The sequence below is a fragment of the Shewanella sp. FeAMO genome, assembly GCF_053653955.1.
Map to the genome: position 1 here is coordinate 265,899 of NZ_CM132201.1, position 12,847 is coordinate 278,745.

Annotated in this window: 25 protein-coding genes; 21 read left to right on the forward strand and 4 right to left on the reverse strand. The window is 49.3% G+C overall.

Annotation, left to right across the window (positions count from 1 at the left end):
* Nucleotide 1: 1 nt before the first annotated feature.
* The 21 genes from rpsC to rplQ all read left to right on the forward strand — a co-directional run bounded on the left by rpsC (nt 2) and on the right by rplQ (nt 10,273).
* Nucleotides 2–691, forward strand: coding sequence for a 30S ribosomal protein S3 (rpsC, locus tag ACWAU4_RS01240; RefSeq protein ID WP_025011964.1), 690 nt, complete (start codon nt 2–4; stop codon nt 689–691).
* Nucleotides 692–702: 11 nt separating this feature from the next.
* On the forward strand, nt 703–1,113 hold the full coding sequence (rplP, locus tag ACWAU4_RS01245; protein ID WP_025011965.1) for a 50S ribosomal protein L16: 411 nt from the start codon (nt 703–705) through the stop codon (nt 1,111–1,113).
* Nucleotides 1,113–1,304, forward strand: coding sequence for a 50S ribosomal protein L29 (gene rpmC, locus ACWAU4_RS01250; protein WP_011758342.1), 192 nt, complete (start codon nt 1,113–1,115; stop codon nt 1,302–1,304). The genes rplP and rpmC overlap by 1 nt, the downstream gene beginning before the upstream one ends.
* Nucleotides 1,304–1,552, forward strand: a complete 249-nt coding sequence (gene rpsQ / locus ACWAU4_RS01255; protein WP_025011966.1) for a 30S ribosomal protein S17 — start codon at nt 1,304–1,306, stop codon at nt 1,550–1,552. The genes rpmC and rpsQ overlap by 1 nt, the downstream gene beginning before the upstream one ends.
* A gap of 180 nt (nt 1,553–1,732) precedes the next feature.
* Nucleotides 1,733–2,101 carry a 50S ribosomal protein L14 gene (gene rplN / locus ACWAU4_RS01260; RefSeq protein ID WP_011494644.1) on the forward strand — a complete coding sequence of 123 codons (369 nt, stop codon included), beginning with the start codon at nt 1,733–1,735 and terminating at the stop codon, nt 2,099–2,101.
* Nucleotides 2,102–2,112: 11 nt separating this feature from the next.
* On the forward strand, nt 2,113–2,427 hold the full coding sequence (gene rplX, locus ACWAU4_RS01265) for a 50S ribosomal protein L24 (RefSeq protein ID WP_025011967.1): 315 nt from the start codon (nt 2,113–2,115) through the stop codon (nt 2,425–2,427).
* Nucleotides 2,428–2,439: 12 nt separating this feature from the next.
* Nucleotides 2,440–2,979 (forward strand): 50S ribosomal protein L5, encoded by a 540-nt coding sequence (gene rplE / locus ACWAU4_RS01270; RefSeq protein WP_025011968.1) that lies wholly within the window; start codon nt 2,440–2,442, stop codon nt 2,977–2,979.
* Between the two features lie 11 nt (nt 2,980–2,990).
* Nucleotides 2,991–3,296, forward strand: a complete 306-nt coding sequence (gene rpsN, locus ACWAU4_RS01275) for a 30S ribosomal protein S14 (RefSeq protein WP_025011969.1) — start codon at nt 2,991–2,993, stop codon at nt 3,294–3,296.
* Nucleotides 3,297–3,320: 24 nt separating this feature from the next.
* Complete coding sequence (gene rpsH / locus ACWAU4_RS01280) at nt 3,321–3,716, forward strand: 30S ribosomal protein S8 (protein ID WP_025011970.1); 396 nt, start codon at nt 3,321–3,323, stop codon at nt 3,714–3,716.
* Nucleotides 3,717–3,726: 10 nt separating this feature from the next.
* The gene (gene rplF / locus ACWAU4_RS01285) at nt 3,727–4,260 is read left to right on the forward strand and encodes a 50S ribosomal protein L6 (RefSeq protein WP_025011971.1); all 534 of its coding nucleotides are present in this window, start codon (nt 3,727–3,729) and stop codon (nt 4,258–4,260) included.
* 10 nt (nt 4,261–4,270) lie between these two features.
* Nucleotides 4,271–4,621, forward strand: a complete 351-nt coding sequence (rplR, locus tag ACWAU4_RS01290) for a 50S ribosomal protein L18 (RefSeq protein ID WP_025889969.1) — start codon at nt 4,271–4,273, stop codon at nt 4,619–4,621.
* 11 nt (nt 4,622–4,632) lie between these two features.
* Nucleotides 4,633–5,136, forward strand: coding sequence for a 30S ribosomal protein S5 (rpsE, locus tag ACWAU4_RS01295; protein ID WP_025011973.1), 504 nt, complete (start codon nt 4,633–4,635; stop codon nt 5,134–5,136).
* Between the two features lie 6 nt (nt 5,137–5,142).
* Complete coding sequence (gene rpmD, locus ACWAU4_RS01300) at nt 5,143–5,325, forward strand: 50S ribosomal protein L30 (RefSeq protein WP_025011974.1); 183 nt, start codon at nt 5,143–5,145, stop codon at nt 5,323–5,325.
* Between the two features lie 3 nt (nt 5,326–5,328).
* Nucleotides 5,329–5,802: a 50S ribosomal protein L15 gene (gene rplO / locus ACWAU4_RS01305; protein WP_045284095.1), complete on the forward strand. Its 474-nt coding sequence runs from the start codon at nt 5,329–5,331 to the stop codon at nt 5,800–5,802.
* Between the two features lie 7 nt (nt 5,803–5,809).
* The gene (gene secY / locus ACWAU4_RS01310) at nt 5,810–7,150 is read left to right on the forward strand and encodes a preprotein translocase subunit SecY (RefSeq protein ID WP_025011976.1); all 1,341 of its coding nucleotides are present in this window, start codon (nt 5,810–5,812) and stop codon (nt 7,148–7,150) included.
* A gap of 22 nt (nt 7,151–7,172) precedes the next feature.
* Nucleotides 7,173–7,286, forward strand: coding sequence for a 50S ribosomal protein L36 (gene rpmJ / locus ACWAU4_RS01315; RefSeq protein WP_006083579.1), 114 nt, complete (start codon nt 7,173–7,175; stop codon nt 7,284–7,286).
* 114 nt (nt 7,287–7,400) lie between these two features.
* Entirely contained in the window at nt 7,401–7,757 is a 357-nt protein-coding gene (gene rpsM, locus ACWAU4_RS01320; protein WP_025011977.1) for a 30S ribosomal protein S13, read from the forward strand.
* Nucleotides 7,758–7,771: 14 nt separating this feature from the next.
* Nucleotides 7,772–8,164, forward strand: coding sequence for a 30S ribosomal protein S11 (rpsK, locus tag ACWAU4_RS01325; RefSeq protein ID WP_025011978.1), 393 nt, complete (start codon nt 7,772–7,774; stop codon nt 8,162–8,164).
* A 34-nt stretch (nt 8,165–8,198) separates the two neighbouring features.
* Nucleotides 8,199–8,819: a 30S ribosomal protein S4 gene (gene rpsD, locus ACWAU4_RS01330; RefSeq protein ID WP_025011979.1), complete on the forward strand. Its 621-nt coding sequence runs from the start codon at nt 8,199–8,201 to the stop codon at nt 8,817–8,819.
* Nucleotides 8,820–8,843: 24 nt separating this feature from the next.
* Nucleotides 8,844–9,833: a DNA-directed RNA polymerase subunit alpha gene (locus tag ACWAU4_RS01335; RefSeq protein ID WP_025011980.1), complete on the forward strand. Its 990-nt coding sequence runs from the start codon at nt 8,844–8,846 to the stop codon at nt 9,831–9,833.
* A 41-nt stretch (nt 9,834–9,874) separates the two neighbouring features.
* A complete protein-coding gene (gene rplQ / locus ACWAU4_RS01340; protein ID WP_028781249.1) occupies nt 9,875–10,273 on the forward strand; it encodes a 50S ribosomal protein L17 in 399 nt (132 codons plus the stop codon).
* A gap of 64 nt (nt 10,274–10,337) precedes the next feature.
* On the opposite strand, the gene ACWAU4_RS01345 is transcribed toward rplQ, so the two are convergent.
* From ACWAU4_RS01345 to ACWAU4_RS01360, 4 genes are all read right to left on the reverse strand, one after another.
* Nucleotides 10,338–11,312 carry an ABC transporter substrate-binding protein gene (locus ACWAU4_RS01345; protein ID WP_045284096.1) on the reverse strand — a complete coding sequence of 325 codons (975 nt, stop codon included), beginning with the start codon at nt 11,310–11,312 and terminating at the stop codon, nt 10,338–10,340.
* 103 nt (nt 11,313–11,415) lie between these two features.
* Nucleotides 11,416–11,904 (reverse strand): cytochrome c maturation protein CcmE, encoded by a 489-nt coding sequence (gene ccmE / locus ACWAU4_RS01350; protein WP_025889966.1) that lies wholly within the window; start codon nt 11,902–11,904, stop codon nt 11,416–11,418.
* Complete coding sequence (ccmD, locus tag ACWAU4_RS01355; protein ID WP_025011982.1) at nt 11,901–12,101, reverse strand: heme exporter protein CcmD; 201 nt, start codon at nt 12,099–12,101, stop codon at nt 11,901–11,903. Before ccmD ends, ccmE begins: the two co-directional genes overlap by 4 nt.
* Nucleotides 12,101–12,847, reverse strand: coding sequence for a heme ABC transporter permease (locus tag ACWAU4_RS01360; RefSeq protein ID WP_025011983.1), 747 nt, complete (start codon nt 12,845–12,847; stop codon nt 12,101–12,103). The genes ccmD and ACWAU4_RS01360 overlap by 1 nt, the downstream gene beginning before the upstream one ends.

Consider the following 12,847-nt stretch of genomic DNA (forward strand, 5'->3'; position numbering starts at 1 on the left):
AATGGGACAGAAAGTACATCCTAATGGTATCCGTTTGGGTATCACTAAGCCTTGGATCTCTACCTGGTACGCTGATAAAGCAGACTACGCTGCTAATCTGCACGGCGACTGGGAAGTGCGTAAGTTTCTCGAAGAGAAGCTGAAAGCCGCATCAGTATCTAAGATCGTTATCGAACGCCCAGCGAAAAGCATCCGCGTTACCATTCACACTGCCCGTCCAGGTGTTGTGATCGGTAAGAAAGGTGAAGACGTTGAGGTTCTGCGTGCTGAAGTTGCCAAAATTACTGGCACTCCTGCGCAAATTAACATCGCTGAGATCCGCAAGCCTGAGTTGGACGCCAAGCTGGTAGCCGATTCAATCGCTCAACAGCTGGAACGTCGTGTTATGTTCCGTCGCGCTATGAAGCGTGCGGTACAGAACGCTATGCGTCTGGGCGCTAAAGGTATCAAAGTTGAAGTTAGTGGCCGTTTAGGCGGCGCTGAGATTGCGCGCACCGAGTGGTATCGCGAAGGCCGTGTGCCTCTGCATACACTGCGTGCTGACATCGACTATTCAACCTCTGAAAGTCACACTCAATACGGTGTGATCGGCATTAAAGTTTGGGTCTTCAAAGGTGAAGTTCTGGACGGTATCATGCCTCAGATCGAAGAGCCGAAGCAGCAACCTAAGCGCAAGCCTCGTGGTAAATAGGAGAGCCGGCAATGCTGCAACCTAAACGTATGAAGTTTCGCAAAATGTTCAAAGGCCGCAACCGCGGTCTGGCGAACGGTACTGAAGTTAGCTTCGGTACATTTGGTCTGAAAGCAGTTGGCCGCGGCCGTTTGACTGCACGTCAGATCGAATCTGCCCGTCGTGCAATGACACGTCACGTTAAGCGTCAAGGAAAAATCTGGATCCGGGTTTTCCCTGACAAGCCAATTACCTCTAAGCCTCTTGAAGTGCGTATGGGTAAAGGTAAAGGTAACGTTGAATACTGGGTATGTCAGATTCAACCAGGTAAGGTACTCTATGAAATGAATGGTGTTTCAGAAGAGCTGGCCCGCGAAGCTTTCGCACTGGCCGCTGCTAAACTGCCTATCAAGACTACCTTCGTAACTAAGACGGTGATGTAATGAAAGCGAGCGAACTGAGAGAAAAGAGCGTTGAGGAATTGAACGCTGAACTGCTTGGTCTGCTGCGTGAGCAGTTTAACCTGCGTATGCAACACGCCACTGGTCAGCTGGCACAAACTCACCAGCTGAAACAAGTGCGCCGTAACATTGCGCGCGTTAAGACCATTATTACTTCTAAGGCAGGTGCATAATGTCTGAGAAAATCCGTACTTTGCAGGGTAAAGTCATCAGCGACAAGATGGACAAGTCCATCACTGTAGCTGTTGAGCGTCAAGTTAAGCACCCAATCTACGGTAAGTACATCAAACGTACTACTAAGATCCATGCACATGACGAACAAAACCAGTGTAAAGAAGGTGATTTCGTGTCTATTCGCGAATGTCGCCCTCTGTCCAAGACCAAGTCATGGACCCTGGTTGAAGTAGTAAGCAAGGCCTAATTTTTAATTAGGTTAACTGGTAAACGGCTCCTTTTCGGGGCCGTTTGTTTTTTAATACTATCCATCCTCTATTTATGGTGTTATACTTGCGCGCCATTTTTGACCGATTTGAACGGCAAAAGTGGTGTTTATTTAGCCCCATGGTGGGGATTGTGTAGTAACGATAGCGGAGCACTTAAAATGATCCAAATGCAATCGACTCTCGATGTCGCATGTAACAGCGGCGCGCGCAGAGTTCAGTGTATTAAGGTCTTGGGTGGCTCTCATCGTCGTTATGCCGGTATCGGCGACATCATCAAGGTTTCTGTTAAAGAAGCCATTCCTCGCGCTAAAGCGAAGAAAGGTGATGTGTATAACGCGGTGGTAGTCCGTACTAAGAAAGGCGTACGTCGTCCAGACGGTTCTGTCATTCGCTTCGATCGGAATGCAGCGGTATTGCTTAACGCAAACCTTGCCCCGATTGGTACTCGTATCTTTGGACCTGTGACACGTGAACTGCGTACTGAGCAATTCATGAAGATTGTGTCGCTGGCACCAGAAGTACTGTAAGGAGCTTCAAAATGGCAGCAAAAATCCGTCGTGAAGACGAAGTAATTGTACTGGCCGGTAAGGATAAGGGTAAGCGCGGTAAGGTTACTCGTGTACTTACTACTGGTAAGTTAATTGTTGAAGGCATCAATCTCGTTAAGAAGCACCAGAAGCCTAACCCACAACTGGGTGTGACTGGTGGTATCGTTGAGAAAGAAGCACCGATTCAAGCATCTAATGTTGCGATCTTTAACCCTGTCACTGGCAAGGCGGATCGTGTTGGTTTCCGATTCGAAGACGGTAAGAAAGTCCGTTTCTTCAAATCGAACAGTGAACTCGTTAAGTAACTGGAGTAAACGATGGCGAAACTGCATGATAGATACAAAGAGACTGTTGTTGCTGAACTGACTAAAAAGTTCGGTTATACCAGTGTCATGCAAGTCCCTCGGATTGAGAAAATCACCCTGAACATGGGTGTTGGCGAAGCCGTAGCTGACAAGAAAATCATGGAAAATGCTGTCCGTGATATGACTGCTATTGCCGGCCAAAAACCAGTTGTGACTGTAGCTCGTAAGTCAGTTGCTGGTTTTAAAATCCGTGAAGGCTACCCTATTGGCTGTAAAGTGACCCTGCGCGGTGAGCGTATGTGGGAATTCTTTGAGCGTTTAGTTGACATCGCAATCCCTCGTATCCGTGACTTCCGTGGTCTGAGCGCTAAGTCGTTCGACGGCCGTGGTAACTACGCGATGGGCGTGCGCGAGCAGATCATCTTCCCAGAAATCGACTACGATAAAGTCGATAAGATTCGTGGTATGGATATTGTTATCACTACCTCTGCGAATACTGACGAAGAAGGTCGCGCTTTGCTTGATGCTTTCAACTTCCCATTCAAGAAATAAGGGGTAGCGAAATGGCAAAACTGTCAATGAAGGCACGTGAAGCAAAACGTGCAAAGCTCGTGGCCAAGTATGCTGAAAAGCGTGCAGCTCTTAAGGCTATCATCAGCAGCCCTGAGTCTTCTGACGAAGCTCGTTGGGATGCGGTTCTTAAGCTGCAAGCTCTACCACGTGATTCAAGCGCATCGCGTCAACGCAATCGCTGTAATCAAACTGGCCGCCCTCATGGTTTCCTGCGCAAATTCGGCCTGAGCCGTATCAAGCTGCGTGAAGCAACCATGCGTGGTGAAGTTCCTGGTCTGCGTAAGGCCAGCTGGTAAGCACTTGTCACGGAGTAAGCTAATATGAGCATGCAAGATCCTATTGCGGATATGTTGACCCGTATTCGTAACGGCCAAGCTGCTAACAAAGTATCTGTGAAGATGCCTTCTGCCAAACTGAAAGTTGCTATCGCAAAGCTGCTGAAAGATGAAGGTTACATCACTGACTACGCCGTAGCAGAAGAAGGCGCTAAGCCTGAACTGGAAATCACTCTGAAGTATTTCCAGGGCCAACCTGTTGTTGAGACTATCCAGCGCGTAAGCCGTCCTGGTCTTCGTATTTACAAAGGTAAAGACGAGCTGCCAAAGGTTATGGGCGGACTGGGTGTCGCAATTGTGTCCACTTCTAAAGGCCTGATGACTGATCGTGCCGCCCGCCTTGCAGGCATGGGTGGTGAGGTTATCTGCTACGTAGCGTAAGGAGCTAGGAATGTCTCGTGTAGCAAAAGCACCAGTATCTATTCCAGCCGGCGTAGAGGTGACTTTAAACGACCAAACTATTACCGTTAAAGGCGGTAAAGGTAGTCTGACTCGAGTAATCAACAGCGCAGTTAACGTTGTTGTTGAAGGTGCAGAAATCAAGTTCTCTCCTGTCGAAGGCGTTGCTAACGCTTGGGCACAGGCTGGTACTGCTCGTGCACTGATCAACAACATGGTTGTTGGTGTTTCTCAGGGTTTCGAAAAGAAGCTGAAGCTGGTTGGTGTGGGTTACCGTGCCAAAGTTAGCGGCAGCGCTCTTGACCTGACCTTAGGTTTCTCTCACCCTCTGGTTCATCAATTGCCAGCAGGCGTTACAGCTGAATGCCCAAGCCAAACAGACATCGTACTGAAAAGTATCGATAAAGAGCTGGTTGGTCAGGTTGCGGCTGAAATTCGTGGCTATCGTCCACCAGAGCCTTATAAGGGCAAGGGTGTTCGCTATGATGACGAACAAGTACGCCGTAAAGAGGCTAAGAAGAAGTAGGTAACGCGATATGGATAAGAAAACATCTCGCTTGCGCCGCGCGACTCGCGCTCGCAAGAAGATCCAAGAGCTGGGCGTCAACCGTCTGGTTGTACATCGTACACCGCGTCACATTTACGCTCAGGTAATCAACCCTGAAGCTCAGGTGTTGGCTGTTGCCTCTACTGCCGAGAAAGCAGTAAAGGAACAACTGAAGTACACCGGTAACGTAGATGCGGCCAAAGCAGTAGGTAAAGCTATTGCTGAGCGCGCGATCGAAAAAGGCGTAACTGTTGTTGCTTTCGATCGTTCTGGGTTCAAGTATCACGGTCGTGTTGCTGCTCTTGCAGAAGCCGCTCGTGAAGCTGGCCTCCAGTTCTAAGGGGTAAAACAATGGCTAAATTAGAAGCTCAGCAAAAAGACGATCTGCAAGAAAAGCTGATTGCAGTTAATCGTGTTTCTAAAGTAGTTAAAGGTGGTCGTATCTTTAGCTTCACCGCTCTGACTGTAGTGGGTGATGGTAACGGTAAGATCGGCTACGGCTATGGTAAAGCGCGTGAAGTTCCAGCTGCTATTCAAAAAGCAATGGAAAAAGCCCGTCGCAACATGGTTACTGTAAACCTGAACGAAGGCACTCTGCACCATCCAGTGAAGGGTCGCCACTCTGGTTCACGCGTTTACATGCAACCTGCTTCAGAGGGTACCGGTATTATCGCCGGTGGCGCAATGCGTGCCGTATTGGAAGTAGCAGGCGTTCACAACGTTCTGTCGAAAGCATACGGTTCTACTAACCCGATCAACATCGTTCGTGCAACTGTTGACGCTCTGGTACACATGAAGTCACCAGCGCAGATTGCAGCCAAGCGTGGCCTGAATGTTGATGAAATTCGGGGGTAATGCACCATGGCTACTAAAACTATCAAAGTAACCCAGACCAAAAGTGCTATCGGCCGTCTGCCTAAGCACAAGGCCACTCTGACTGGTCTTGGTCTGCGTCGTATTGGTCACACCGTTGAGCTGGAAGATACTCCTGCTGTTCGCGGTATGATCAATAAGGTCTACTACATGGTAAAGGTGGAGGACTAATCAATGCGTCTCAATACTTTATCTCCAGCAGCAGGCGCTAAGTCTGCACCTAAGCGTGTAGGCCGTGGTATTGGTTCTGGCTTGGGTAAGACCGCTGGTCGCGGTCACAAGGGTCAAAAATCTCGTAGCGGTGGCGGTGTACGTCCTGGCTTCGAGGGTGGTCAAATGCCACTTAAGATCCGTCTGCCTAAGTTCGGCTTTACCTCGCGTATCGCTATGGTAACTGCTGAAGTTCGCTTGAGTGAACTGGCAAAAGTTACTGGTGACGTTATCGACCTGAACGCACTGAAAGATGCGAACGTAATAACTCGCAACATCCAGTTTGCGAAAATCGTTCTTTCAGGTACCATTGAGCGCCCAGTGACCATAAAAGGTCTGAAAGTCAAGGGTGCACGCTCAGTAGATCTGAAGGTGACCAAGGGCGCTCGCGTAGTTATTGAAGCTGCCGGCGGTAAGATCGAGAATATCGAGGAATAATAGGTCGATGGCAAAACCAGGACTTGATTTAAAAAGCGCGAAAGGTGGACTTTCTGAATTGAAAGCTCGCCTCCTGTTCGTGATTGGCGCAATTATCGTGTTTCGTGCCGGTTCATTTGTGCCAATTCCTGGTATTGACGCTGCTGTATTGGCAGAGCTGTTTGCTCAGCAAAAGAGCACCATCCTGGGCATGTTTAACATGTTCTCGGGTGGTGCCCTTGAGCGCGCCTCTATTTTTGCATTGGGGATCATGCCGTATATTTCGGCCTCGATCATCATGCAGTTACTGACTGTTGTGCATCCCGCACTCGCTGAACTGAAGAAGGAAGGTGAGTCAGGACGCAAGAAAATTAGCCAGTATACAAGATGGGGTACGCTGGTGTTGGGTACATTCCAGTCGATCGGTATTGCAACAGGATTGCCAAATCTGGTGAACGGCCTGGTGGTCGATCCTGGTTTTGAGTTCTATTTTGTTGCAGTCGTCAGTTTAGTCACCGGAACCATGTTCCTGATGTGGCTTGGCGAGCAAATTACCGAGCGTGGTATAGGTAACGGTATTTCGATCCTGATTTTCGCAGGTATCGTAGCCGGTCTGCCTTCTGCTATCGGTCAAACGGCCGAGCAAGCGCGTCAAGGCGACTTGAACGTACTGGTATTGTTGTTGATTGCGGTGATTGTGTTTGCCGTAACCTATTTCGTGGTATTTGTGGAGCGTGGTCAGCGTCGTATCGTCGTTAACTATGCCAAGCGTCAGCAAGGCCGTAAGGTGTTTGCCGCGCAGTCAACCCACCTGCCGCTGAAGGTTAATATGGCCGGCGTAATTCCGCCAATTTTTGCGTCCAGCATTATTCTGTTCCCAGGCACACTGGCTCAGTGGTTTGGTAAGAATCCGTCTATGGAATGGCTGTCTGAGGTTTCTCTCGCAGTTTCTCCTGGACAGCCGCTGTACTCTCTGTTGTATGCAGCAGCAATTATTTTCTTCTGTTTCTTCTATACCGCGTTGGTATTTAACCCACGCGAGACAGCAGATAACCTGAAGAAGAGCGGTGCGTTTATTCCCGGGATCCGTCCCGGCGAACAGACTTCGCGTTACATTGATAAAGTGATGACCCGTTTGACTCTGGCAGGCGCGTTGTATATTACTTTTATCTGTTTAATTCCGGAGTTCATGTTAATCGCATGGAAAGTACAGTTCTATTTTGGCGGTACTTCACTACTGATTATGGTAGTTGTGATCATGGACTTCATGGCTCAGGTTCAGACCCATATGATGTCTCATCAATATGAGTCTGTGATGAAGAAAGCTAATCTGGTGAACAAAGCGAATCTCGATCGCTTTGGTCGATAAGATAGCTTTACGGAGTGATGAAATGAAAGTTCGAGCTTCCGTGAAGAAGATCTGCCGTAACTGCAAGATCGTCAAGCGTAGTGGCGTTGTACGCGTTATCTGTGTTGAACCAAAACACAAACAGCGTCAAGGCTGAAAAATCTTGGCCAGCTCTTAACTGGGCTGGCCAAAAATATTGTTTGCAAACTAGTCATCTGTCGAGTATCCTTTCGGGCTTTTCACAGATGGCCTTTAACTTAAGGAGTGCATAGTGGCCCGTATCGCTGGCATTAACATTCCTGATCAAAAGCACACAGTCATTGCACTGACTGCTATCTACGGTATCGGTCGTACTCGCGCTAAAGCTATCTGCGCGGCTACAGCCATTGCCGAAGACGCTAAGATCAAGGAATTGAGCGAAGCTCAAATCGATACTCTACGCGAAGAAGTTGCCAAATACTCAGTAGAAGGTGACTTACGCCGTGAGGTTTCAATGAACATCAAGCGTCTTATGGACCTTGGTTGTTATCGTGGCCTCCGCCATCGCCGTAGCCTGCCTCTCCGTGGGCAACGTACTAAGACCAATGCGCGTACTCGCAAAGGTCCACGTAAACCAATCAAGAAGTAACGGGAAGGTAGACAATGGCTAAAGTTCCGTCACGTTCTCCGCGTAAGCGCGTACGTAAACAGGTTGCTGATGGCATGGCTCATATCCATGCGTCTTTCAACAATACAATTGTTACTATCACAGATCGTCAAGGTAACGCTCTGTCATGGGCGACTGCAGGTGGTTCAGGTTTCCGTGGTTCACGTAAATCTACCCCATTTGCTGCGCAGGTGGCAGCTGAGCGCGCAGGTACTGCCGCTCAGGATTATGGTGTTAAAAACCTTGAAGTTTTCGTGAAGGGTCCAGGTCCAGGTCGTGAGTCAGCCATTCGTGCGCTGAACGCTGTTGGTTACAAAATTACCAACATCACTGATGTGACGCCGATCCCTCATAACGGTTGTCGTCCTCCTAAAAAACGCCGCGTGTAATTGGCAGTTTCGTTAGGATAGTTGGAGAAAGATCATGGCAAGATACTTGGGTCCCAAGCTCAAGCTCAGCCGCCGGGAAGGTACTGACCTTTTCCTGAAAAGCGGTGTGAGAGCAATCGATTCGAAGTGTAAGCTGGAAGCAGCACCTGGACAGCATGGCGCTCGTAAGCCACGTCTGTCTGATTATGGCTTGCAGTTACGCGAGAAACAAAAAGTTCGTCGTATTTACGGTGTGCTGGAAAAGCAATTCCGTAACTACTACAAAGAGGCTGCACGTCTGAAAGGCAACACAGGTGAAAACCTGCTGCAACTTTTGGAAACCCGTCTGGATAACGTAGTTTATCGTATGGGCTTTGGTGCGACTCGTGCAGAAGCACGTCAGCTGGTTAGCCATAAGTCAATTATGGTCAACGGTCGTGTTGTTAACATTCCGTCATTCAAAGTGTCTGCGAATGATGTTGTAAGCATTCGCGAGAAGTCACAGAAGCAAGCCCGTATCAAGGCTGCTCTGGAAGTGGCTGCTCAACGCGAGAAGCCTACATGGGTTGAAGTCGACAGCGCAAAAATGGAAGGTGCTTTCAAGCGTCTGCCAGAACGTAGCGATTTGTCTGCGGAAATTAACGAACAGCTGATCGTCGAGCTTTACTCTAAGTAAGGCTAACAAACAAGAGAGGACACAATGCAGGGTTCTGTTACAGAATTTCTTAAACCGCGTCTCGTTGATATCGAGCAGGTTAACCCAACTCGTGCCAAGGTGACTCTGGAGCCACTCGAGCGTGGTTTCGGTCATACTTTGGGTAACGCGTTGCGTCGCATCCTATTGTCGTCTATGCCCGGCTGCGCGGTTACCGAAGTCGAGATCGACGGCGTACTGCATGAATACAGCAGTAAGGAAGGCGTACAAGAAGATATCCTTGAAATATTGCTGAACCTGAAAGGGCTGGCAGTCATTATCGAGGGTAAAGACGAGGCTATGCTCACTCTGAGCAAGTCCGGCGCAGGCCCTGTTACCGCAGCCGACATCACCCACGACGGCGATGTCACAATCGTGAACCCGGATCATGTTATCTGTCATCTGACTGGTAACAATGACATCAGCATGCGTATCCGTGTTGAGCGTGGTCGTGGTTATGTACCGGCTTCTGCCCGTGCACAAACCGAAGACGATGATCGCCCAATCGGTCGTTTGCTGGTTGATGCTTCATTCTCACCTGTTGCTCGCATTGCCTACAATGTAGAAGCAGCTCGTGTGGAACAGCGTACTGACTTGGACAAGCTGATCATCGATATGACCACTAACGGTACTATCGATCCTGAAGAAGCTATCCGTCGTTCTGCGACTATCCTGGCTGAACAGCTGGATGCCTTCGTTGAATTGCGTGATGTGACCGAGCCAGAGCAGAAGGAAGAGAAACCGGAGTTCGATCCGATTCTGTTGCGTCCTGTCGACGATTTAGAGCTAACTGTACGTTCGGCTAACTGTTTGAAAGCCGAAGCGATTCATTACATCGGAGATCTGGTACAACGCACTGAAGTTGAGCTGCTCAAAACACCTAACCTGGGTAAGAAATCTCTTACCGAGATCAAGGATGTGTTGGCATCTCGCGGACTGTCGCTAGGTATGCGTCTGGAAAACTGGCCACCGGCTAGTTTGGCAGACGACCTGTAAGTCCCAGGTTTTGTACAGATTTAGGTTATAAGGATTAGGTCATGCGCCATCGTAAGAGTGGTCGTCAACTTAACCGCAACAGCAGTCACCGCCAAGCCATGTTCCGTAACATGGCAAGTTCACTGGTTCGTCATGAAATCATCAAGACAACCGTAGTGAAGGCCAAAGAACTGCGTCGCGTAGTTGAGCCTCTGATAACACTTGCTAAAAGTGACAGCGTAGCAAACCGTCGTCTGGCGTTTGCTCGTACTCGCGACCAAGAAGTCGTAGGTAAACTGTTTAACGAACTGGGTCCACGCTATCAGGAACGTCCTGGTGGTTACACCCGTATCCTGAAGTGCGGTCTGCGTGCCGGTGATAAAGCCCCTATGGCTTACATCGAGCTGGTTGGTCGCCCAGAAGCTGCTGAAGCTGTAGAAGTTGAAGCTGCTGCTGAGTAATCTCAGGTAAGTTCTGAAAAAGCCCCGCTAACCGCGGGGCTTTTTATTTGTTCGTCGCCGAAGGTCAATCCACGAGTTCGGCCTGCTCCCTGACCCTTTCCGGCAAACTCAGTTGCCATCGCTTTAAACCACTCTCACTGAATAGATAAGCACCACTGGTATCCATCTTGGGGAATATCTCTGCCGGCATTTTGCCCGCCAGGATCTGTTTCGCTATGGTACCCGCTATGCGTCCATGTTTGTTGCCATCCAGAATATAGCCCCCAATATTGCCCTCAGGGCCGACACTGAAATGCCAAAAACCAAAATGAGGCACAGTGGCGTTGTCGTGGGTCCAACGCGCTACCTGCAGCTCATCTACCGTTTGTTGCTTATCGTCTTGCAGCGTTTGATACAGGGCCACAAACACGGCGTCATAGCCACGTTCTCTGGCACTCGAAACAGACGACTGCCAACTGCTGAACTTCTGATGTTGTTCTATATCGATTTGGTTGTTGCCTATCATCAAATTTTGGTTGAGCTTTTTGATGGAGGCTACCGCTGTATCCGAGGTATAGCCTGAGTCAAACAGTAACAAAAACTTGTGTGGTGGTTGAGTTGGCAGCATGGCCTGTGCCATCAAGAGGGAACGTTTGAACAGGGGGCGCTCCAGCACACCGGTAATGTTACCTGTATGCTTTATTCCGTAGTCACGAGGATTGCCGTTGATCCCTAGATAAACCACAGGAGTCTGGGTTTGGCTGAAGCGCTCATGTAGCAGCATCAAGGCATTGTCATCGGCGAGAAATACCAAATCGGGTTTAAGTTCCAGGTATCTTTGCCAAGCACTATCGGCCTGGATTTTAAATTGCGCTTTGGGTAGTCGCTTGGTATCGAGAGCGAAGGTGTGAAATTGGTGCTTATCACCGAGGATAGCTCTTATGCCGGCTTTATAACTTTGATCCCAGGGATATTCAGCATGGTAGGACTCAATCAGCAAGAGATTGGCGGCACCGGTTGGCAGTGAAAGCAGTAACCCCAGAAAAACCAATGCGCGCATGCTAAGTCCTTGTATCCAGTCTATAGAATTTTAGCGTGGCAGAAATTTCAGACTCTGCAAGTAATAAAAAAGCCTCCGAAGAGGCTTTTTTATCTATGGGCATTTACTTGGCGCCGCCGACCTGTTGCGTGTTGTACTCAAGCTTTTCATGGGTCTGGCCCATGGCTTCGGCAACTTCAGGTGGCATATAGTTTTCATCATGCTTGGCCAGCACTTCAGAGGCTTCTAACTTACCACCTTCAATCAATACGCCCTGAGCGACGATACCCTGGCCTTCACGGAAGAGGTCAGGCAAGAGGTCATCATAAGTCACAATGATTTCGCCGCCGGCGGCATCATGTACGGCAAACTCAACATGCAGGCTTTCAGGGTCACGCACCATAGAGCCTACAGTAACCATGCCGCCCACGCGGATCCGCTGGCCCACTTCCGGCTTGATGCCAGTATCCTTTTTACCATTGACTATCTCGGTGGGAGTATAGAAGAGGTTAAGGTTGGAGTTGAGGGCATATAACAGCAAGGAAGCCACGGCAGCAACACCTGCAATCAAGGCTACAGCCAATACCAGTCTCTTTTTGCGTCTTGGGTTCACGATCTGTTACTCCGGTTTTGAGCGAGGCGTTCCTCACGTTGCACTTTGGATGCTATTTCCTGCAGTACCCGACGCTTCTTCATCGAACTGACCAGGATAAGCAGGCTAAGGGACACGAAAGTGACACCGTAGGCCAACCACACATAGAAGGCATAGCCGCCCATGTTGAAAAACTCTGCTAAAGATTGAAACTGCATTATTTGACTCCTTCGGCCTTGGCCAGTTCCCTAACCCAAGGGCGCATTCCGTTACGGGCCAGAATTTCGGCACGGAAACGCACTAGAGTGATGGCACCTATCATCAAACCAAACCCAAATATGTTGATCAATAAAGGGTAGAGCATGTCGGTGGACATGGTCGACTTTTCGGTGATTCGGATAGTGGATGGCTGGTGCAGTGAGTTCCACCATTCAACCGAATACTTAATGATAGGGATATTGATCACTCCAACTATGGCCAGAATGCCGGCGGCTCTGGCGGCCAGAACCTTGTCTTCGAATGAGGCATAAAGAGAGATAACCCCTAGATACAGGAACAACAGCACAAGTTCAGAGGTCAGGCGTGCATCCCAAACCCACCAAGTGCCCCACATGGGTTTACCCCAGGTGGCACCAGTGAACAGAGCGATAAAGGTGACCACGGCACCAATTGGTGCGATAGAAGCGGCGGCCCAATCGGCCAGCTTGATCTGCCACACCAGGCCTATGAAGGCTGCGGTTGCCATACCCATGTAAGCAGCCATCGACATGGATGCCGCTGGTACGTGGATAAAGATAATACGGTAGCTGTCACCTTGTTGGTAATCTGTGGGAGCAAATGCCAAACCCCACACGGTTCCGGTTGCGATAAGTGCCAGGGCAAGCAGTGCAAACCAAGGCAGTAGTTTTCCTGACAGTTGATACGCCCTTTGAGGGTCGGCGTAGGGATGTAACCATTTCCACAT

Excerpts from the sequence above, each read along its gene's own strand:
- rpsC (WP_025011964.1), top strand. The coding sequence starts at position 2 with ATGGGACAGAAAGTACATCCTAATGGTATCCGTTTGGGTATCACTAAG.
- rplP (WP_025011965.1), top strand. The coding sequence starts at position 703 with ATGCTGCAACCTAAACGTATGAAGTTTCGCAAAATGTTCAAAGGCCGC.
- rpmC (WP_011758342.1), top strand. The coding sequence starts at position 1,113 with ATGAAAGCGAGCGAACTGAGAGAAAAGAGCGTTGAGGAATTGAACGCT.
- rpsQ (WP_025011966.1), top strand. The coding sequence starts at position 1,304 with ATGTCTGAGAAAATCCGTACTTTGCAGGGTAAAGTCATCAGCGACAAG.
- rplN (WP_011494644.1), top strand. The coding sequence starts at position 1,733 with ATGATCCAAATGCAATCGACTCTCGATGTCGCATGTAACAGCGGCGCG.
- rplX (WP_025011967.1), top strand. The coding sequence starts at position 2,113 with ATGGCAGCAAAAATCCGTCGTGAAGACGAAGTAATTGTACTGGCCGGT.
- rplE (WP_025011968.1), top strand. The coding sequence starts at position 2,440 with ATGGCGAAACTGCATGATAGATACAAAGAGACTGTTGTTGCTGAACTG.
- rpsN (WP_025011969.1), top strand. The coding sequence starts at position 2,991 with ATGGCAAAACTGTCAATGAAGGCACGTGAAGCAAAACGTGCAAAGCTC.
- rpsH (WP_025011970.1), top strand. The coding sequence starts at position 3,321 with ATGAGCATGCAAGATCCTATTGCGGATATGTTGACCCGTATTCGTAAC.
- rplF (WP_025011971.1), top strand. The coding sequence starts at position 3,727 with ATGTCTCGTGTAGCAAAAGCACCAGTATCTATTCCAGCCGGCGTAGAG.
- rplR (WP_025889969.1), top strand. The coding sequence starts at position 4,271 with ATGGATAAGAAAACATCTCGCTTGCGCCGCGCGACTCGCGCTCGCAAG.
- rpsE (WP_025011973.1), top strand. The coding sequence starts at position 4,633 with ATGGCTAAATTAGAAGCTCAGCAAAAAGACGATCTGCAAGAAAAGCTG.
- rpmD (WP_025011974.1), top strand. The coding sequence starts at position 5,143 with ATGGCTACTAAAACTATCAAAGTAACCCAGACCAAAAGTGCTATCGGC.
- rplO (WP_045284095.1), top strand. The coding sequence starts at position 5,329 with ATGCGTCTCAATACTTTATCTCCAGCAGCAGGCGCTAAGTCTGCACCT.
- secY (WP_025011976.1), top strand. The coding sequence starts at position 5,810 with ATGGCAAAACCAGGACTTGATTTAAAAAGCGCGAAAGGTGGACTTTCT.
- rpmJ (WP_006083579.1), top strand. The coding sequence starts at position 7,173 with ATGAAAGTTCGAGCTTCCGTGAAGAAGATCTGCCGTAACTGCAAGATC.
- rpsK (WP_025011978.1), top strand. The coding sequence starts at position 7,772 with ATGGCTAAAGTTCCGTCACGTTCTCCGCGTAAGCGCGTACGTAAACAG.
- rpsD (WP_025011979.1), top strand. The coding sequence starts at position 8,199 with ATGGCAAGATACTTGGGTCCCAAGCTCAAGCTCAGCCGCCGGGAAGGT.
- ACWAU4_RS01335 (WP_025011980.1), top strand. The coding sequence starts at position 8,844 with ATGCAGGGTTCTGTTACAGAATTTCTTAAACCGCGTCTCGTTGATATC.
- rplQ (WP_028781249.1), top strand. The coding sequence starts at position 9,875 with ATGCGCCATCGTAAGAGTGGTCGTCAACTTAACCGCAACAGCAGTCAC.
- ACWAU4_RS01345 (WP_045284096.1), bottom strand. The coding sequence starts at position 11,312 with ATGCGCGCATTGGTTTTTCTGGGGTTACTGCTTTCACTGCCAACCGGT.
- ccmD (WP_025011982.1), bottom strand. The coding sequence starts at position 12,101 with ATGCAGTTTCAATCTTTAGCAGAGTTTTTCAACATGGGCGGCTATGCC.
- ACWAU4_RS01360 (WP_025011983.1), bottom strand. The coding sequence starts at position 12,847 with ATGTGGAAATGGTTACATCCCTACGCCGACCCTCAAAGGGCGTATCAA.